Origin of the sequence: Clostridium nigeriense (genome assembly GCF_900086595.1) — a bacterium.
In the GTDB taxonomy this organism is placed as follows: domain Bacteria; phylum Bacillota; class Clostridia; order Clostridiales; family Clostridiaceae; genus Clostridium; species Clostridium nigeriense.
In genome coordinates this window covers 554,542-575,755 of sequence record NZ_LT575472.1, presented here as the reverse complement: position 1 = coordinate 575,755, position 21,214 = coordinate 554,542, and the positions used below count along the sequence as shown (strand labels likewise).

The window sequence follows — 21,214 nt, the reverse complement described above, 5'->3', positions numbered from 1 at the left end:
ATATCACCTCATAAACTTTATTTATTATACACATATTAGTCTTATCTTTATATCATGTCAAATACAAAAAATATTCACACAAACAAAATTTTATAACTATATAAATAAAAAACTCAGACTTAGTCTGAGTTTTTTTATTATTTTTAGTTATTATTTAAATTTTGCTTAATATTAAATCTACTAATCCATGAGCCATCTTATCTATTTCTTCTTGGTTTTCTCCTTCTAGCATAACTCTTACTAGAGGTTCTGTTCCTGAAGGTCTTATTAATACTCTTCCTGCTCCATGTAAAGTTTCTTCAATTTTCTTAATTTCATTTACTATTTCTTCATCTTCTAAGTATATGTTTTTCTTATCATTCGGTACCTTAGCATTTACTAATACTTGTGGAAGTTCTTTCATTATTCCTGCAAGTTCACTTAAAGTCTTTCCACTTCTCTTTCTAATAGCTGCAACTTGAAGAGCAGTTACTAATCCATCTCCAGTTGTATTGTAGTTTAAGAATATTATATGTCCAGATTGTTCTCCACCTAATACATATCCATCCTTAATCATTTCTTCTAATACATATCTATCTCCAACCTTAGTCTTTATAGTCTTAATACCTTCTTTTTTACAAGCAATATCTAAGCCTAAGTTACTCATAACTGTAACTACTAATGTATCATCCTTAAGCTTTCCTAAATCTTTAAGATGCTTTGCGCATAACATTAGTATAAAGTCTCCATTAATAAGATTTCCTTTTTCATCAACTGCTAGACATCTGTCTGCATCTCCATCAAAAGCAAAACCTAAATCACATTTCTTTTTAACAACGTATTCTTGAAGTTCTTCTGGGTGAGTTGATCCACAGTTTTCATTTATATTAGTTCCATCTGGATTATCATTAATTACATAAACTTCTGCACCTAGCTCTCTAAAGGCTTTTACAGCAGCCTTATAACAAGCTCCATTTGCACAATCTAATGCAACTTTTAAACCTTTTAAATCTACTGGTATAGTTGATAATGCATAATCTGTATACTCGTCAAGAGCTCCAACTTCAATTCTTGATCTTCCTAAATCATGACCTGTTGGACTTGGTACTCCTTCAAATCCACTTTCTATAACTCTTTGAATCTCATCTTCTAAATCATCTGGCAATTTATATCCTCTATTATCAAAAAATTTAATTCCATTATATTCAACAGGGTTATGTGAAGCTGAAATCATAATTCCCGCATCAGCATTGTATTCTCTTATTAAGTGAGCAACTGCTGGAGTAGGAACAACACCTAATATAACTGCTTCTGCTCCAACTGATAGTATACCAGACACTAAAGCTGCTTCTAGCATGTCCCCTGATATTCTCGTATCCTTAGCTACTAATATTTTTGGTTTGTGAGTTCCTTCTGTTAATACATAAGCACCTGCTCTACCTAAGCCATAAGCTATTTCAGATGTTAGCTCTATATTAGCAATTCCTCTAACTCCATCTGTCCCAAACATTCTACCCATATTTTTTTACCTCGCTTTTTTTCAATTGGTTATACATAATATCATAATAATAGTATATATTTATAGTTTATACATTACAACTTTATTATTTCTTAATTTTTTCTAACCTATTTAAAATTAATTCATATCCGCCAGTACCATAATTCAAACATCTATTAACTCTACTTATAGTAGCTGTACTAGCCTTAGTTTTTTCTACTATTTCTGTATAAACCTTTTTATCCTTTAATAACTTTGCAACATGAATTCTCTGTGCTAATGCTTTTAATTCATTTATAGTTGCAACATCTTCAAAGAAGCTATAACATTCATCTATAGTTTTTAGTTCTAAAACAGCCTTAAAAAACAAATCTAATTCAGGGTTTTTTAGCTTACTTTCAACTATACCCATATAACTCACTCCTAACTTTAGTATCATCTTTTGAATACTTACTTTATAAATAGAATTATATCTTTACTATTTACAATTTACAACTATATCAGAGTAAAGCATTTATTCCTCTAAAATATCTTCATCAATATCTTTTAAATCCTTTAATCCACTTTCTTTTAAAGTATCATAGATAGAACTAGTTGGAACTAACCATACTTCTCCAGTTCCATTATAAACATTAAGTAACCCTTCTCCATTTATGGCAGTTCCAACAAGGGTAGTACCTGACTTTTCTACTGTAAATTCTATATTTCCACTTCTTAGAATAGCAAAATTTCCATCCACCTTTAGAGTATCTCTAAATATCTTACATCTTAGTATTTCCTTTTCAGGTACTGGTATTTCTAAAACTACTATACCACTACCACTTAGCTTAGTTTGATAAAGGCCTTCTTTTCCAAAAAACATGGAAGAAATATTTTTCTGCATTATAGGTTCAACTTCTATTCCTTCTTCACAAGCGTAAAACAACTTATCATCTATTATTATTTCTTCATCTTCTAATTCTATTAATGTAAAATATCCAAAACTAGATTCTAAAAACACTTCACCAGTTCCTCTAAGCACAGGTTTAAACATTGATTCTCCTGTTACCTTACTAGAAAATAGCTTTTTTCCTAAACCAACTATACCACCAGTTTTCGTAATAATATCTATATTCCCCTTCATATAACTTAAAGCACCAGCTTCTATTTTAACTGAACTATCATCTAAAATAATCCTAACTTGCTTTAATCTTATTCCAGAGTCCTTCATTAACTTTATTTGTAAGGCTGTATTTAAATCCCTTGCACCTTGTAAACTATCATATTCTAATATTTGAAAGGTACTTTCATTTTTCATTTCTGATATCATAGTTATCCTATTTTTTATATTATCCGAAGTTATCAAAATATCCCCTCCTTTCAAATATTTTACCATAATAATACAAACCTATGCTATTACTCAATAAAAAATAAAAAATTAAGTATTATCTATTTAAATACTTAATTTTCTATTTTAACTAATATAATTTAAATTAAGAGATTATTATAAGTATTCCTTAATTTAATATTCTTTTGCTTCCTCTTCTCCTGTAATTACTCTAATGGCTCCTTGGGCTAACGCAAGTAATTCATCTTCACCAGGATAAACAGTTATATCTGATATCCATCCAACTCTTTTTCTTAGCTCTTCTATAACTTTCTCCGAATAAGCTATTCCACCTGTAAATATAATTCTATCTATCTTTCCTTCTAGAACTGTTGCCATTTCTCCTATTGATTTTGCAATTTGATATATAAAGGCATCAAAGCAAATTTGTGCATCTTTATTACCTTCTGCAGCTAACTTTAATACGTCTCTAGCATCATTAGTATTTAAATATGCTACAAATCCACCCTTTCCAACTACCTTGTTATATACTTCTTGTTCTGTAAATTCTCCACTATAGCACATTTTTATAAGTTCTCCTACAGGAACACTGCCTGCTCTTTCTGGTGAAAACGGTCCTTCACCATCCAAAGCATTATTTACATCTATTACTCTTCCATTTTTATGAGCTCCTACCGAAACTCCGCCTCCCATGTGAACTACAATTAAATTCAAATCTGAATACTTTATTCCATTTTCTTTTGCATATCTTTTTGCTACTGCTTTTTGATTTAATGCATGAAATTTACTTACTCTTGGTAACTCGGGTACTCCTGAAATTCTAGCTACTTCATTAAGCTCATCTACTACTACTGGATCAACTATGAAAGCTGGTATATTCAGTTCATTACCTATTTGGTTTGCAATTATTCCTCCTAAATTTGAAGCATGCTGTCCTTGCACCCCATCCTTTAAATCCTGAAGCATTTTATCATTAACCTTATATGTTCCACTTTCAATAGGCTTCAGCATTCCACCTCTACCTACAACAGCATCTAAAGTTTTTATATCAAATTCTTTTTCCTTTAATACATTAATTATTATATCTTTTCTAAATTTAAATTGATCATATATTGTTTCGTATTTAGATATCTCCTCACTTGAATGTCTTAAGGTTTCTTCTAATACTTCTTCCTCTCCATCAAAAACCCCTATCTTAGTTGATGTAGAACCTGGATTTATTATAAGTAATTTTAAAGCCATTTAAACTTCCTCCTATGATTATTTATATTCTTTCGCTATCTCTTCTCCTCTCAAAACTCTTAAAGCTCCTTGAGCTAAAGCCAATAGCTCATCTTCTCCTGGATAAACAGTTATTGGTGCTATAAAATTTACCATTCTATTTAAATCTCTTATAAGCTCTTTCCAATAAGCTATACCACCAGTTACTATTATTCTATCTACATTTCCTTCTAAAACTGTTGCCATTTCTCCTATTGCTTTTGCAATTTGATAAACAAATGCATTATAATATTTTATTACTTCTTCTTTTCCTTCATTTACCCAATCTTCTAATTCTCTAGCGTCATTTGTATTTAAGTAAGCTACAAACCCACCTTTTCCAACTATTTTATTGTATATTTCTTTTTCAGTATATTTTCCACTAAAACATAATCTTATTAACTCACCAACTGGAACACTACCTGCTCTTTCTGGTGAAAATGGACCATCTCCATCAAGGGCGTTGTTTACATCTATTACTTTTCCATTTTTATGAGCTCCTACTGAAACTCCTCCCCCTAAATGAACTACTATTAAATTTAAATTTTCATACCCTTTTCCAGATTCTATTCCGTATCTTTTGGCTACTGCTTTCTGATTTAATGCATGGAATTTACTCACTCTTGGTAATTCAGGTACTCCGGATATTCTTGCTACGTCTTGTAACTCATCAACAACTACTGGGTCAACTATATATGCTGGTATTTTTAATTCTTTAGCTATTTCATTAGATATAATTCCACCTAAGTTTGATGCATGCTGTCCTTGTACACCTATTTTTAAATCTTCTATCATAGTTTCATTTACTAAGTAAGTTCCGCCTTCCATTGGCTTTAGCATACCGCCTCTACCAACAATTGCGCTTAATTCCTTTAGGTCGATATTATTTTCTTCTAATGCTTTTACTATTATTTCTTTTCTAAATAGGAATTGACTATAAATACTTTCATAGCTTCCTATTTCCTCTGAAGAGTGTCTTAAGGTTTTAACAAAAACCTCTTTCTCATCTTGGTAAACACCAATTTTAGTTGAAGTTGATCCTGGATTGATAATTAATAGTTTGTAAGACATAACAAAGTCTCCCCCATATTCTTTTTTATTTTTTTGCTTCTGCAACTAATGCAGCTAGCGCTATGGAGTGTACCTTTGTTTCAAAACTATCAGCCCTTGATGTTAAAATTACAGGAGCAGATGTTCCAACTAAAAGTCCTCCATTTCTTGATTTTGATGTATATGTTAATGTTTTATACATAACATTTGCGGTTTCAATATTTGGAAGTAATATTATATCTGCTTTTCCTGCTACTTTTCCTGTTATTCCTTTATGTTCTGCTGCTTCTTCTGATAAAGCATTATCTAATGCTAAAGGACCATCTACTATACAACCTTTAATTTGCCCTCTATCATTCATTTTTGACATTAATGCTGCATCTACAGTTGCTGGCATATCTGGATTAACTACTTCTACTGCACATACTGGTGCAACCTTAGGTAGTTCTATACCACAAGCATGAGCTACATCAACTGAATTATTTAATATTTGAACCTTTGCCTTTAAATCTGGATAAGTATTAAATGCTGCATCTGTTAATAGAATTAATCTATCTATCCCTTCTATTTCAAATACAGATACATGAGACATTAATTTGCCTGTTCTTAAGCCTACTTCCTTATTTAATACACTTCTTAGGAAAGTTGCTGTATCTACTAATCCCTTCATAACCATATCAGCTTTACCAGATGACACTAATCTTATAGCTTCTAAAGCAGCCTTATTTACATTTTTCTCATCAACAATTTCAAATTCACTAAGATCCATATCAATTTTACTAGCTATTTCTTTAATCTTTTCTAAATCTCCAACTAATACAGCATCTGCTATGCCTTTTTCCTTTGCAGCTTTAATAGCTTCTAACACTGGCTCATCCTGTGCTACTGCAACAGCTACCTTTTTCTTTTCACAATTATTAACCTTTTGTAATAGATCATCAAAATTTTTGCTCATTTCTGCACCCCTCATTTTTATAGTATATTTTAACAATTAAGTATTACCTAATAATTTAGAATTTTCTTTCTATAAAAACTATTATAAACCTAAATTCTTATTCTTACATTATAATTTTGTTAAATTTATATCAATTTATGATATAATCTACAAATATTTTCCTTTCTATTGTAACAAAAAAAATTCTGAAAACTTAAATTTTCAGAATTTTCTCTAATATTTATTTCATTGGTTTGTATTCTTGTATTATTTTTTCAGCAACCTTTAATCCATCAACTGCTGCTGAAATTATGCCTCCTGCAAAACCTGCTCCTTCTCCTGCTGGATATAATCCTACTACTGAGACACTTTGTAAATTTTCATCTCTATTCATTCTAACTGGAGCTGAAGTCCTTGTTTCTATACCTGTTAAAATTGCATCATAGTTTCCATAACCTTTAATTTTTTTATCAAAATCCATTATTCCTTCTTTTAATGCTTCAACCACATACTCAGGAAGACATTCTCTTAAATCTTTAAAAACATATCCTGCTGTGTAGCTTGGAACAACTTCTCCTAGCTTTGTACTAACCTTATCTTTCATAAAATCTCCTACTAGTTGTACAGGAGCCTTATGATTTCCTCCACCTAGCTTATATGCTAGATTTTCATAATGTCTTTGGAACTCCATACCTCTTAGTGGTGAGTCTCCTTCAAAGTCATCTGGTCCTACTGTAACTACTAAAGCCGAATTTGCATTATCTAAATCTCTAGCATGATAACTCATTCCATTAGAAACTAATCTTTCATTTTCTGAAGCAGCAGCAACTACCACTCCACCTGGACACATACAGAAAGAATATACTGCTCTTTTTAACTTTTCACTTTGGTATGTTAATCTATATTCAGCAGCCTTAAGTCTTGGATGGTTATACATTTCTCCATACTGACTCTTATTAATTAATTCTTGAGGATGCTCTATTCTAACCCCTATAGCAAAAGCCTTAGGCTCCATAAATACCCCTACCTTATGTAGCATTTCATAAGTATCTCTTGAGCTATGTCCTATAGCAAGAATTAAGTTTTCGCATTGAATTTCTTTTCCATTTACTATAATAGATTTTACTTTTCCATCTTCTATTTTTATTTCTTCTAATTTAGAAGAAAATAATACTTCTCCACCTAAAGATTTAATTTTTTCTCTTATATTTTTTACTACTCCCTTTAATAAATCTGTTCCCACATGTGGCTTAGCTATATAAGTTATTTCTTCTGGTGCTCCTGCCTTTACTAATTCTCTTAATACATAATCACATCTAGTATCTTTAATTCTAGTTGTTAATTTACCATCAGAAAAGGCTCCTGCTCCACCTTCACCAAATTGTACATTTGATTCAGTATTTAGCTTTCCAGTTTTCCAAAAGTTATCAACAGTCTCTGTTCTTTTATCCACATCTTCTCCACGTTCTATCACCAATGGTTTATAACCCTTTTCTGCTAATAGAAGTGCCGCAAATATTCCTGCTGGACCAAAGCCTACTACTACTGGCCTATTTTTAAGTTCTTTGTCTCCAAACTCTATTTCTGCATTATAAGATGGATTTTCTAATTTTATATCTTTATCCTTAAGTTTTTTAACTAACTTTTCCTCATTATTATGCTCTACTTCCACACAATAAACATATTTAATATCATGCTTCTTTCTTGCATCTAAACTTTCTTTTATTATCTTAAAACTTTTCACCTCATCCTTAGATATTTTTAATTTCTTCAAAACTTTATTTAATAATAAATCTTTATCTTCATCTATGCTTAAGGCTATATTATTAATTTTTATTGCCATTTTATCTACTCCTCTATATCATTATATTTTATAAAGATATTTTTCAATTTCTTATTTTAACATATATCCTTATAAAAAATAAATATCATGTTTTGGTAACTTAACTTATAATACCAAAACATGATATTTTTTAATTAATCATTATTATTTTCATTATTGTTTGGTGGAACTTGTGCGATTTCTTTAGAAACAGTAACCTTTATTTTTTCTACAGCCTCTATAGAAAAATTACCATTTAGTCCTTTCAGACTAACTTTAGGCTCTACATCAAATGTTCCTTCTTCCTTGTAACCACTAATATCTAATGTAGCTAATATATTATCTGCAACTACACCTTCTATTTCATCTTGATATCCCTTAATAGTGACCTTTACATTTTCTTTACTTGGAAGTACTTTCATTCCTTCATTAGCTCCAGTTATACTTACCTTTATGCTAAATTCCTTAGTTATCATAGAAATAACATTAACCCTTGCAGTTAAATTCTCTTCACCTTGAGCTACACTTACTCCTTCTGGTAACACTACACTAAGATTTATATCTTTATTTCCAGTAATAGTTGAAAGATCTATTGGATTAGTATTCACTTCGTTAATAGTATCTAATATTTCTTTTGGCCCTAAAAGCTCTACTGACTTTCTACTGCTGTCTATTGACTTTAGTTTTACTCCACTTGGTAACTGACCTATAGTTGGAATAGTTATATTAACAGATTTTCCTTTGCTAACCTTAATTTCTACCTTTGCTATTTTTTCTGAAAGATTTACACCTAAAACATCACTTCCATTTTCATCTACAGGCTTTATTTCATAATTATCCACTATATCTTCATGAACATCTTCTTTTTTATCTGTTATTACTAATTTTGATACCTTATTTACAGCTGACTCTGCTCCCATTACCTTAACCTCTTCTGGGGTAACATTAGGTTTTGAAGCAAAATATCCAGACTTAGTGGTAACTCTAATATCTGATGTAACTGGCATAGATTTCTCAACCATATCTTCTATATTGATAGAAATAGTTAGATTATTTGTGTTCCTAATACTAACTGTTATTGGATAATCTACAATGGATACAGGTACCTTATTTTCTCCCTTTTTCCATGCATACTCACTTAAGTCCACTTGTACCTTAAAATCACTTTTCTTTATTTTGTTAATATCATTTGTATTACCTTCAACTTTCAAGGTAACATAAAATTCTTGATTTGGAGTCAATGCTAGTTTAGATGATGTTAATGCATCTAAATTTACTAATTCAACTGGTATTTTAGTTATTTCTGTTGTTCTTATTTTATTTTCAACATTTGTAACATAAACCCACAAGCCTATAGATAATAAAAGGCATATAAATGGTACTACTAATCTATTTTTTTCCTTCTTATCCATGCCTTCACCTTCTCCCCAGCTGATTTAACCTTCTTCTTATCATTATGTTGCATCATCTTAAGTAAAATAATTCTTAACTTTTCTTTATCATAACTTCTAGTTAATCTTCCATTTATAGCTAAGGATATAATTCCTGTTTCTTCTGAAACTATAATAACTATAGCATCAGAAATCTCAGACAATCCTATTGCAGCCCTATGTCTTGTTCCTAACTTTTTATCTATAGTTGTATTGTTTGTTAATGGCAGAACACAACCTGATGCTAATATTCTATCTTTTCTTATTATTGTTGCACCATCATGTAGCGGAGTATTTACTACAAATATATTTTCAAGTAAATTTGATGTAACATTTGCATCAAGTATAGTTCCTGAATTTAATATATCTCCTAGTCTAGTAGCTTGCTCAACTACAATTAAAGCTCCAGTCTTAGATTCTGCTAAATTACCTACAGCACTAACAATTTCATTTACTGTTATATTTCTCTTTTCCGCATCCTGAATATTATGAATTTCTTCAAAAGCACTTCTTCCAATATGCTCTAGAGCTCTTCTAATTTCAGGTTGAAAAATAATAACTACAGAAAGTAAACCTACAGTAAGAGTCTTATTCAAAATAAAATTAAGCATTTCTAACTTTAAAATATAACTTATTGGTATAAGTATAATCATTAGAATAATACCTTTTAAAAGTTGTTCAGCTCTTGTTTCTTTTATTAAGGAATAACCCTTATAAAAAATATAGGCTACTACCACTATATCTAAAATTGATGATATTGATATGTTTTTTAATGTGTTACTTAAAAATGTTAAAACTTCTTGCATTAAAGGGTCCCCCCCAACTACTTATATATATTAATTATACACCAATTAATAAAATCTTAGTATAATACTTTGTTTTTTTATTCTTTTTTTAATAATATTTTAAGATTCTTTATAATATAAATTTATGTAAAGAGAATTTAATGGTGGTGATTTTATGATTAAAAAATTTTTTACTTATGTTAAAGAGCATAAAAATATTGTTATTATATTTTTAACCTTATTCTTTATATTATCATTTTCTTTATTTTTTATGACATATAATTCAAAAGAAAATAGGACAAAAAGATACTTAAAAAATCTATCTAAGGATATAAGTAGTATTAACTTAACTCTTTCTAAATGTATAAAAGACCTTACTATAGATACAAATACTAGTAAGGAAGTCTTATCTAATGGAATTGATGAATTTAATAATATTTTAAAAGAAGTTTCTGAGGTAGAAGAGCTTAACCAAGATATATCATCAATTAAAACTAATTTATCTAATGCTTTAAATTCAACTATTGCTTTATATAACAATGCTTTAATAGTTCTATCTGATTCTAAATCTATTAGAAGTAATGATGCTTTAAATAATTTCAATACTTTTAAAGAAAACTGCATATCAGATTATTTAAAATTAAAAGATAACGGAATAAACCTTAGGTTTTCAGAAGATAGCTTAAAGTTCTTTGATAATTTTTATAACTATTTAAATACACTAATTAAAATAAATAGAGATTCTGATTTTAACAATTCTCAAAAAAGAGAATTCATTAATACCCTTGAAGGTTTTAATAAAGACTTTACTTACTTAAATGAGGATTTAACCTTAGCAATAAATAAAGTTAGGGAAGATAATAGAGATTTAAATGTAATTATAGATGATCTTTTAAAAAAAGAAGAGCTTTTTAATAGTATAAAAGAAAAATCAGCTTCAATTTCTATTCCTGAAGGTTGTATGGAAGTATATGAAAACTTAAACGAATACTTAAACTCTTATCCAATTTATCTTAATGCCATTAAAGAAGCTGTTATCTATGAAAAAACGGCTGTTGATGTAGAAAAGCTTTCTTCTGAAATTAATAAATATTATAAAAATGCATTTTCTAAAAGAGATGATATATTAAAGGTTTATAAGTCCTATGAGTCTAAACTAAAAAATAATTAGTATTAAAACTTTTCTTTTGGTAATAATAATGTTTGGATTATATTATCCAAAAGGAGGTTATTTATGAAATATTTAAAAACATTATCTATTTTATTTTTAACCCTTTTATTTTCAGCTAATATTAAAGTATTTGCTTATAGCAATACCACAGAAATGAGGAAGAGTAATTTAAATGAAGAATTGAATGTTAGTTTAATAAATACACCAAAGGAAGAGGTTGTTCAAGTTTTTAGTCACAATGATAACGCAGTTTATCTAACTAAAGAAGATTTAGATTTAATGGCTAAAATAGTCTATGCTGAAAGTAAAGGTGAACCCTACGAGGGTAAAGTTGCAGTTGCATCGGTTATTTTAAATAGAGTGTTAAGTCCTGGATTCCCTAATAGTGTAAAAGACGTTATATTGCAACCAAATGCATTCTCCTGTGTAATTGATGGAGAAATTAATGTTATTCCAACAGAAGAATGCTACAATGCAGTTTACGATGCTATTAAGGGTAATGATCCAACTAATGAGGCTTTATTTTTCTATAATCCTGCTATAGCTACATGCTCATGGATGCAGGATGTTGAAAAAGCAGATAGCAAACTCATTGGTCAACATGTATTTTTTAAAACAGGATACTAAAAAAAGATATTAAAAAAGCTGAGGAAACTCAGCTTTTCATTATTTAATAAATATTTTAATTTTCAAAGGTTCCTTTTACTACAGCTTCACCATCTTTAACCATAACTTTTCCCATAGCTATAACTGTATCAATATCTAATGTTTTTTCATCAACTATAACTAAATCAGCATCTTTTCCTACTTCTATAAATCCCTTGTTCTTTAATTTTAATACCTTTGACACATTGGATGTAATAACTTTAAGAGCTTCCTCTATAGGAATATTATGAGTTATTATACACTTCTTTACTTCCTCATAAAGACTTGCTACAGAACAAATTCCAACCTTTATTAATTTTCCCTTATCATCAAAAATAGGCATACTACCATTACCATCTGATGAGAAGGTTACATTTTCAACATTAGATTTATTTTTTATTAAAATACTTAAGGCTTCACTTGCACTTAATTCACCAGGAGCTAATAAGTTATCTGGTGTACTTGTAGTAAAATCTATGTATCCACCCTTATTTATATATTCTTCACCAGATTTAAATAATTCCCCATTCCTATTTATATGAGTAGGAAGAATTTGTGTTATAGGTAACTCCGTTTCATCTGCTAACCTAAATAGGTACCCTAGTTTTCTTGTTCCATCACCTAAGTGAATATTTACTATTCCAGATTTTCCTGATAATAAGCCCCCTACTCTAGATTGAGCTATTGCTTGAATTAATTCATCATAAGTTGCTTGAGAACTTCTAGTGTCAGATATAGCTATTTCACCAATTCCTATAATTTTATCTATAAGCATTATATCCTTCTTTATACTACCAGTTAAGGTTTTTACAGGTATTTCGTAAGAGCCAGTATAACAATAAGTTGTTATACCTTCCTCTTCTAAGGCTTTAGCCTTAGCTATTAAACTTGCCATATCTCTACAAACACCATCTGTACCTATACATCCAACTACTGTTGTTATTCCAGCTCTTGTTAAATCTGAAAGCATTATTTCAGGTGTTCTCATATTAAAACCACCTTCTCCACCTGCTCCATTTATATGAACATGATTATCTATAAAGCCTGGGAAAAGTAGCTTTCCTTCTCCATCAATAACTTCTATATTTATAAAATTTTCTGGTACTTCTAAATCATCGTATATACCCTCAATTTTATTGGATGATATAACTAGATTCTTTTTTCCTAAATACTCTGGAGCATAGATTTTAATATTTTTTATAACTTTAATCATTTTACCCTCCTATGAATTCATTATTTCTTCTACATAACTATTATTATATATAGAATTGGGGTAATTTATTAAAATTTTATTTGCATAACTTTTACTTATAACTATATCTTTATTTTTATATAGTAAAGCAGCTTTATAATAAGCTTCCTGTATATAGCTTCCATCTGAATACTCTGTTATATATCTATCAAAATTTTCTATAGCTTTATCTATATCTCCTAATTCATCACATACAGAACCAAGTAAAAATATAATATCATCATCTAAATGACCTCCACTTAGATAAGTAATAGTCCTTTCTAATAATTCTTTTGTTTCTTCATATTTTCCTTCATCAAAATATTCAGTAGCTTTTATATAATTTTCTCTTATTTCTTCATTACTTAGATTTTTCTCACTTATAGTTTCTTGTTCTTCCTTTGTATTTTCTATATCATCATTAATTATTATTTCAGTTTGTTGGTTTTCTTCTAAACTATTCAAAGCCCCCAATGGGTCTTTATTATTTTTTTCATAATTAAACAAGTTATTTTTACTTATAAATATTATTAATATAATTGATATACTTAAAGCTAACATTAAAACAGCTTTATTTATAATTTCTCTTTTATCATTATATTTAAAAACACTTTCTAACTCTTTATTAATTTCTTTTGCTTTATCATTATATTTATCTAATTTAAATACCTTTTCTAGGCATTCCTTTACCTTCTCATAATCACCTTTTTTAAAATAGCATGTAGCTAATGCATTGTTTACATTTATAGAGTTAAAATCACTTTCTCCACACCTATTTAAAATATCTATTGCTTCATCTATATTTAAATTATATATTAACTCTTCTGCCTCTTCGTAAAGTTCTCTTCTTTTAAAATCCCTTTGTGCATCCTTTAAATATGAGCTAGATATATTATCATTGTTATAATCTATATTTATATTCCATAAGGCTATGGAATCCTCTAATTCTCCCTTTAAATATAAAAGAACTCCTTTTAAATTAATTACATTGGAATTTGTTAAGTCCTTAGACATTTCCTTTTCACAAATTTCTATTGCTTTCTCAATATTCCCCTTATTATATAAACAAAGTGCTTTTTCATATCCCTTATTCTTCATTATTATCCCTCATAAATTACATATTATATATAAAATACCAACCCTACAATTCCTGCTAAAACTATAACTAATATTGGATGTACCTTCTTACTTAATAGTACTAATCCTATTATCGAAGCTATTATTAAACTCTTTAAATCTAAATAAGATTCTTTTGCTAAATCTAAAAAAGCTTTAATAATTAAAGCTATTAATACAGGTCTCATTCCCATTAAGGCTGCTTTAATTACTGCTGACTCCTTGAACTTTTCAAGCATTTTACTTATTATAGATACTAATATAAATGAAGTAAATATTACCCCTAATGTTGCCATAATACTTCCTAAAACTCCAAGAACTTTATAACCAACAAAGGTTGCTGAATTAATTGCAATTGGACCTGGCGTCATTTGTGATATTCCTATAATATCCATAAATTCATTTATGTTTATCCAATTATTATTATCTACTATTTCTCTTTGAATAAAGGGTAACATGGCATATCCCCCACCAAAGCTAAAGGTTCCTATTTTGACAAATGCTAAAAATAGTTTTAATGCTAACTCCATTTATTCCACCTTCTTTCTTAAGAATACTGCTCCATATATTGCTGATGCAATTATTACTATAACTGGATGTATATCAAAGAAGGTTAAAGCTATAAGTGCAATTATTATAATAGCTATTGTTCTAGTATTTCTTTCTAAACCTTTTCCTAAGCTAATTGCACCTACCAAAACTAATAACGGTACAGCCGCATTAATTCCCATAAAAGCTGCATTAACATAATAATTATTTCTAAATTGCATAAAGAAAGCTGCTATTAAAAGGATTATTAAAAATGATGGTAAAATTACAGCTAATAATGCCATACAACCTCCAAGGATACCTGCTATCTTGTATCCTAAGAACATTGAGCAATTTACTGCTAAGGCTCCTGGTAAGCTTTGAGAAACTACTAGTATATCCATAAATTCCTCTTTACCTATCCATTTTTTATTATTAACTACTTCTTCCTCAATTAAGGGAATCATAGCATAGCCACCTCCAAAGGTAAAAGCTCCTATCTTAAAAAATGCAACAAACATTTCAATTAATTTTTTCATTACGTCACCACCCTAATATTTATTATCTTACAAATTTCTAAAAAAAGCAAAAAAGTCGCATTTATATTATGCGACTTTTTATTATTTTAATTATTCTTGATCTAATATTATCTTCTTAGCTGTTAGTATTGATGTAGCACTCATTGAGAATTCATCTAAACCATATTCAACTAATGTTGGGATAGCAGCTTCATCTCCTGCCATTTCTCCACACATTCCAACCCACTTACCGTGCTTGTGAGCTCCATCTATAGTCATCTTTATTAATCTTAATACAGCTGGATGCATTGGGTTGTAAAGGTATGATACCTTTTCACTCATTCTATCTGCAGCTAATGTGTATTGAATTAAGTCATTAGTTCCAATTGAGAAGAAGTCTACATGCTTAGCTAATTCATCAGCATATACAGCAGCTGCTGGTATTTCTACCATTATACCCCATTGGATATTTTCTGAGTATTCTTTTCCTTCTGCTTTTAATTCTGCTTTACATTCTTCAACGAATTCTTTTGCAGCTTGGAATTCTTCTAAGCCTGAAATCATTGGGAACATAACTGCAAGATTTCCATATACAGAAGCTCTAAGTAATGCTCTTATTTGAACTCTAAATATATCTTTTCTATCTAAACATAATCTAATTGCTCTATATCCTAAGAATGGATTCATTTCTTGTGGTAATGGTAAGTATGGAAGTGTCTTATCTCCACCGATATCTAGTGTTCTAATAACAACTTGCTTTCCATCCATTATTTCAAGAACTTTTTTATAAGCTTCGAATTGTTCTTCTTCTGTTGGAGCTGAATCTCTATCCATGTATAAGAATTCAGTTCTGAATAATCCAACACCATCTCCACCATTTGCAACTACTGCTTCAGCATCTGCAGGTGATCCTATGTTTCCACAAACTTCAACTCTTCTACCTGATTTAGTAACTGTTTTAACAGTTATTAATTTCTTTAATTCTTCTTGCTCTGCTAAGAATTTTTCTCTCTTTGCTGTATATTCATCTATAACTGATTGTTCTGGGTTTATTATACATATACCTTCGATACCATCAACTATAACCATATCTCCATTTTTAACTGATGTAGTTATATCTTTTAATCCAACTATTGCAGGAATTTCTAAAGTTCTAGCCATTATAGCTGAGTGAGAAGTTCTTCCTCCAATGTTAGTTAAGAAACCTACTACTTTACTTCTATCTAATTGAGCTGTATCTGATGGAGTTAAATCATGAGCTACAACTATAGTATTAGCTTCTGAAATAGCAAAAGCATCTCCACCTTTTCCTGCTAAATTAGAAATAATTCTCTTTGAAACGTCCTTTATATCAGCTGCTCTTTCCTTCATATATTCATCTTCCATTGAATCGAAGATCATAACGAAAGTATTAGTAACATTTTCAACTGCTTTCATTGCATTTATGCTATTTGATTCAATTTCTAATAACATTCCACCTGTGAATTCTGGGTCATCTAATAAGGTTAGGTGTGCTTCAAAAACTTGAGCTTCATGTTCTCCTATTTCCTTTAAAGCTTTATCTCTTATTGCAGATAATTGAACTTTTGCTTGCTCTAAAGCTTTATTTAGAACTTCTTTTTCAGCTTCTACATCAGAAACCTTTGCATCTGTTATTACTATCTCTTCATGTTCTTGTAAAAATACTTTTCCTATTGCATATCCTTTAGATGCAGCTATACCTTTTTTCATTATTGAGATTCCTCCTTAATAATAGCTATAAATTCAAATAGTATATGAATTTTATAGAACGTACTAATCTATTAAATTAATTACAACTACAATGTATTATAACATATTTTTTATTTATGTTAATAATAATGTACATAATTTTTGTTATTTTCTATCTTTAAATTTATGCCATTATATATTTTATTGATAGATTTTCTATATAAGTATAATTTACGAAAAAATATTCCCTAAATTTTCAATTTAGCATCTTATTTATAATGGTATTACTTATATAAGCTACACTATTTTAGGTAATTATACTAATATTACTTATAAATCATCAATTAATGCTCCTGCTTTTGCATAGGCAGTTGATTTAGCTTCAAAAAAATCTGTTTTAACAGAATTAGCATCTGCTAATATATCTACCCAAGAAGCTGGATTATTCTTATGTCCATCATATATTTCATCTAATCCAATAGCTTTCATTCTTATGTTTCCTAGATACTTAATATAATCATTAATTAATGTTTTATTTATTCCTTGTATATTATCACCAATTACATAATGTCCCCATGAAATTTCATGATTAACTGCCGTTTTCATCATTTCTCTTAATTCATCTTTTAGCTCTTCAGTAAATATTTCCGGCTCTTCTTGTTGCAATTCCTTTAATATATTTCTAAATAACCATAAATGAGTATTTTCATCTCTATTTATATATCTAATTTCTTGAGCTGATCCTGGCATTTTCCCATTTCTCTCAAGATTATAGAAAAACATGAATCCTGAATAAAAATAAATTCCTTCTAATATATAATTAGCCATTACAGTTTTAACCAAATTTTCTTGAGTGGGATTTTCCAAGAAATTATTATAAAGCTCTCCTATAAATTTATTTCTTTCTAATAATATTTTATCATCTTTCCATTGATATAATATTTCATTTCTCTTTTCAGGAGAACAAATTGTATCTAGCATATAGCTATAGCTTTGTGAATGAACTGCCTCTTGAAAAGCCTGAATAGTTAAACATAGGTTTACTTCACTAGCAGTTATATAACTATTTATATTTGATAAATTTGCAGTTTGAATAGAATCTAAAAATATTAAAAATGAAAGAATTTTATCATAGGCTGTTCTTTCTTCTTTTGTTAGTTTATTATAATCCTTTAAATCTTGAGCAAGATTTATCTCTTCTGGTATCCAGAAGTTATTCATTGCTTGCCTATACCAATCTGAAACCCATTTGTATTTCATATTATTAAAATCATTTAGATTAGTTGTATTTCCGTTTATCATCCTCTTTTTTGATGTTTCTATATCCCCAAACTCATTAAAAAGAGGTTTTTTATTAATGAACATACCTTACCTCCCAAAAATTAAAAAATCTATTAAGCTTATGCTGAACAACTTTCACAGTCACTTACAGTTAATGATTTTGATCTTACATAGTAAATTGATTTTACTCCTACCTTACATGCTTCAATATATAAATTCATAATTTGTCTCATAGTATAATCTGTAGTTATATATAAGTTAAAGGATTGACCTTGATCAATGTGTCTTTGTCTTACTCCATTAATTTGTACACACCACTTTTGATCTATGTTATAAGCTGAATTATAGTACCAATAATTTTCTTCATTTAAGTTAGGTGCAGTCTTTGGTATAATACTACCCTTCTTTTCTTCTAACCAGAATCTTGCCATTACTGGATCTATTCCTTCTGAAGTTCCAGCAATAGTTGCTGTAGATCCATTTGGTGCTACTGCTATTAAATAACCATTTCTTAGTCCGTTAATTGCTACCTCTTCTCTTAGCTTATTCCACTTTTCTGAATTATAATTCCTAAGCTTAAAGTAATCACCAGTTTGCCAATCTGAACCTTCAAAACAAGAGTATCTTCCCTTTTCCTTAGCAATGGTCATACTTGCCTTTATAGCATGATAGTTTATTCTTTCATAAACATCATCAGCAAAATCTTTGTGCTCATCAGCAGTCCAATGAACTAAATTATTTGCAAGCATATGATGATATCCACTAGTTCCAAGTCCTATAGCTCTATACTTTTTATTAGTTACCTCTGCAAATGGTACTGAGTAGTAATTTAAATCTATTACATTATCCATAGCTCTTATTTGTGTTTCTACAACATATCCAAGCTCCTCGTCATTTTTAACATCTACATTACCTAAAACTACTGATGATAAGTTACAAACTACAAAATCTCCTGCTTTAGTTTTTTCAACTATAATAGTATCTCCATTTTCATCAGTAATTTCTGATTTTTGTATTTCCATAGCACTCATATTTTGCATTATTTCAGTACATAAATTAGATGAATATATCATTCCTTTATGTTTATTTGGATTCATTTTATTTACTGTATCCCTATAAAAAGCAAAAGGCGTTCCAGTTTCTGCTGCACTTTTTATAATTAGTCTAACTATATCCTTAACTGGCATAGCTCTTTTGCTTATCTTCTCATCTTCTACACATTCGTAATATTTCTTTTCCCACTCTTCTCCATAGAAGTCTTCTAAAGAATATCCCTTTACTAATCTTATTTCGTGTGGACACATCATATACCACTTAGCATCTATATCTGTTTCAGCAAGCTTCCAGAACAAATCAGGATAACATATTCCTGGGAATACATCATGAGCCTTCTTTCTATCATCACCATTATTAGTTCTTAATTGTAAAAATTCTGGAATGTCTTTATGCCAAGCATCTAACCAAATAGCAACTGATCCATTTCTTACACCTAATTGATCTACAGCTATTGCCGTGTCATTAAATAGCTTAATCCAAGGTATTACCCCTCCTGAAGCTCCTTTAAATCCTCTTATAGGTGATTCTAAAGCTCTAACCTTTCCGATATAAATTCCCATTCCACCGCCAAACTTTGAAACCTCTGCAAAGTTATCTAAAGATTTATATATGCCTTTTAAGCTATCATCTACCGTATCTATAAAACAAGAACTTAATTGGTAAAATGGCTTCCTAGCATTAGACATAGTTGGTGTAGCCATAGTTGCCTTTAAAGAACTTAAAACATCATAAAATCTTTTGGCCCAAGCTACCTTGTTTTCCTTATTTTCTGGTACTGCAAGGTGCATAGCTATTCCCATAAACATTTGTTGTGGTAATTCTAATTTGCTTCTATCATAGTCTTGAATTAAATATCTCTTTGCCAAAAGATTTATCCCACTGTATGTAAATAAGAAGTCTCTTTCAGGCTTAATTTCTCTTTCTAATTCAAGTATTTCTTCCTTAGTATAGTTTTCTAATATGTATTTTCCATATAATCCTTTATCCGTTAATTCTTCAATAAAACCATATAAATTTCCATATAGATTATCATCTGTATCTAAATTTCTATTTTTTCTTACTTCGTCATATAGTTTATATACATATAATCTTTCAGAGGCTTTTTGCCAATCTGGTTCCATATCAGTAGTAAGCTCTAAAGACACCTGAATAAGCGAATCTCTTATTTCTTCATCACTCATATTAGGTCTTACTATATGGTTTAAAGCATCTAAAAGCCTTTCCTCTGTATAAATTTCGTCACCTTTATCTATCCCAATTAAAGCATTTTTGCAAATATCTAATAAATTCATAACTTTCCCCTTCCACTACATATAGTATATAACTCCAAGATGACTAGAGAAATATACAAGATATAGATACATTATAAATTCCTTTTTTATTAAAGTAAAACTTAAGATTCTAAAAATAGCAATGAAAAAAGAAGATATCTCTTCTAATATCTCCTTTTTTCACCCACAGTCAAATGATATTAATTATTTATTAACATCTGAAATTTAAAAAGATTTATTATTTTAGATTTTCATTCCATTCTTCTTCTTTAAATCCTACTAAAACTGTATTATCCTTAATAACTATTGGTCTTTTAACTAGCATACCATTGCTAGCTAATATATCTAATAGCTCATCTTCAGGTAATTCCTTAACTTTATCCTTTAATTGCATTTCTCTATAAAGAACTCCTGATGTATTAAAGAATTTTTTTATTGGTAAGCCACTCTTATTAAGCCACTCTTTTAATTCATCTTTACTTGGATTTTCTTCTACTATATGTCTATCAACAAAATTAATATTATTTTCCTCTAAGTACTTTTTTGCTTTTCTGCAAGTAGTACATCTTGGATATTCAACAAATAAAACTGACATAGTATCA

At 29.3% G+C, this 21,214-nt stretch carries 19 protein-coding genes; 2 read left to right on the top strand and 17 right to left on the bottom strand.

Annotated elements, in window-relative coordinates; genetic code table 11:
- Positions 1 to 154 precede the first annotated feature (154 nt).
- From glmM to cdaA, 9 genes are all read right to left on the bottom strand, one after another.
- Complete coding sequence (glmM, locus tag BN6774_RS03140; protein WP_066889947.1) at positions 155 to 1,498, bottom strand: phosphoglucosamine mutase; 1,344 nt, start codon at positions 1,496 to 1,498, stop codon at positions 155 to 157.
- An 85-nt stretch (positions 1,499 to 1,583) separates the two neighbouring features.
- Positions 1,584 to 1,889, bottom strand: a complete 306-nt coding sequence (locus BN6774_RS03135; protein ID WP_066889945.1) for a YerC/YecD family TrpR-related protein — start codon at positions 1,887 to 1,889, stop codon at positions 1,584 to 1,586.
- A 102-nt stretch (positions 1,890 to 1,991) separates the two neighbouring features.
- Positions 1,992 to 2,822: an AIM24 family protein gene (locus tag BN6774_RS03130; protein WP_066889943.1), complete on the bottom strand. Its 831-nt coding sequence runs from the start codon at positions 2,820 to 2,822 to the stop codon at positions 1,992 to 1,994.
- Between the two features lie 156 nt (positions 2,823 to 2,978).
- Positions 2,979 to 4,046 (bottom strand): butyrate kinase, encoded by a 1,068-nt coding sequence (gene buk, locus BN6774_RS03125; protein ID WP_066889940.1) that lies wholly within the window; start codon positions 4,044 to 4,046, stop codon positions 2,979 to 2,981.
- 18 nt (positions 4,047 to 4,064) lie between these two features.
- The gene (gene buk, locus BN6774_RS03120) at positions 4,065 to 5,135 is read right to left on the bottom strand and encodes a butyrate kinase (protein ID WP_066889938.1); all 1,071 of its coding nucleotides are present in this window, start codon (positions 5,133 to 5,135) and stop codon (positions 4,065 to 4,067) included.
- 25 nt (positions 5,136 to 5,160) lie between these two features.
- Positions 5,161 to 6,069, bottom strand: a complete 909-nt coding sequence (ptb, locus tag BN6774_RS03115; protein WP_066889936.1) for a phosphate butyryltransferase — start codon at positions 6,067 to 6,069, stop codon at positions 5,161 to 5,163.
- 220 nt (positions 6,070 to 6,289) lie between these two features.
- Positions 6,290 to 7,891 (bottom strand): NAD(P)/FAD-dependent oxidoreductase, encoded by a 1,602-nt coding sequence (locus BN6774_RS03110; RefSeq protein ID WP_066889934.1) that lies wholly within the window; start codon positions 7,889 to 7,891, stop codon positions 6,290 to 6,292.
- Positions 7,892 to 8,025: 134 nt separating this feature from the next.
- Positions 8,026 to 9,282, bottom strand: coding sequence for a CdaR family protein (locus BN6774_RS03105; protein WP_066889932.1), 1,257 nt, complete (start codon positions 9,280 to 9,282; stop codon positions 8,026 to 8,028).
- A complete protein-coding gene (cdaA, locus tag BN6774_RS03100) occupies positions 9,255 to 10,106 on the bottom strand; it encodes a diadenylate cyclase CdaA (protein WP_066889930.1) in 852 nt (283 codons plus the stop codon). Before cdaA ends, BN6774_RS03105 begins: the two co-directional genes overlap by 28 nt.
- A gap of 154 nt (positions 10,107 to 10,260) precedes the next feature.
- On the opposite strand from cdaA, the gene BN6774_RS03095 reads away from it, so the two are divergent.
- Together BN6774_RS03095 and BN6774_RS03090 are read left to right on the top strand one after the other, a co-directional pair.
- Entirely contained in the window at positions 10,261 to 11,256 is a 996-nt protein-coding gene (locus tag BN6774_RS03095) for a hypothetical protein (RefSeq protein WP_066889928.1), read from the top strand.
- 63 nt (positions 11,257 to 11,319) lie between these two features.
- Positions 11,320 to 11,883: a cell wall hydrolase gene (locus BN6774_RS03090; protein ID WP_066889926.1), complete on the top strand. Its 564-nt coding sequence runs from the start codon at positions 11,320 to 11,322 to the stop codon at positions 11,881 to 11,883.
- Positions 11,884 to 11,938: 55 nt separating this feature from the next.
- Here BN6774_RS03090 and iadA read toward each other — a convergent pair whose 3' ends face one another.
- The 8 genes from iadA to BN6774_RS03050 all read right to left on the bottom strand — a co-directional run bounded on the left by iadA (position 11,939) and on the right by BN6774_RS03050 (position 21,207).
- Entirely contained in the window at positions 11,939 to 13,114 is a 1,176-nt protein-coding gene (gene iadA, locus BN6774_RS03085) for a beta-aspartyl-peptidase (protein WP_066889924.1), read from the bottom strand.
- Positions 13,115 to 13,123: 9 nt separating this feature from the next.
- Positions 13,124 to 14,230, bottom strand: a complete 1,107-nt coding sequence (locus tag BN6774_RS03080) for a tetratricopeptide repeat protein (protein WP_066889918.1) — start codon at positions 14,228 to 14,230, stop codon at positions 13,124 to 13,126.
- A gap of 23 nt (positions 14,231 to 14,253) precedes the next feature.
- Complete coding sequence (locus tag BN6774_RS03075; RefSeq protein ID WP_066889916.1) at positions 14,254 to 14,778, bottom strand: chromate transporter; 525 nt, start codon at positions 14,776 to 14,778, stop codon at positions 14,254 to 14,256.
- Positions 14,779 to 15,315 (bottom strand): chromate transporter, encoded by a 537-nt coding sequence (locus BN6774_RS03070; protein ID WP_066889914.1) that lies wholly within the window; start codon positions 15,313 to 15,315, stop codon positions 14,779 to 14,781.
- Between the two features lie 90 nt (positions 15,316 to 15,405).
- Positions 15,406 to 17,025, bottom strand: a complete 1,620-nt coding sequence (gene ptsP, locus BN6774_RS03065) for a phosphoenolpyruvate--protein phosphotransferase (protein ID WP_066889910.1) — start codon at positions 17,023 to 17,025, stop codon at positions 15,406 to 15,408.
- A 309-nt stretch (positions 17,026 to 17,334) separates the two neighbouring features.
- A complete protein-coding gene (locus BN6774_RS03060) occupies positions 17,335 to 18,369 on the bottom strand; it encodes a ribonucleotide-diphosphate reductase subunit beta (protein ID WP_066889908.1) in 1,035 nt (344 codons plus the stop codon).
- 35 nt (positions 18,370 to 18,404) lie between these two features.
- Positions 18,405 to 20,633, bottom strand: coding sequence for a ribonucleoside-diphosphate reductase subunit alpha (locus BN6774_RS03055; protein WP_066889906.1), 2,229 nt, complete (start codon positions 20,631 to 20,633; stop codon positions 18,405 to 18,407).
- A 217-nt stretch (positions 20,634 to 20,850) separates the two neighbouring features.
- On the bottom strand, positions 20,851 to 21,207 hold the full coding sequence (locus tag BN6774_RS03050) for an arsenate reductase family protein (protein WP_066889904.1): 357 nt from the start codon (positions 21,205 to 21,207) through the stop codon (positions 20,851 to 20,853).
- Positions 21,208 to 21,214: the final 7 nt, after the last annotated feature.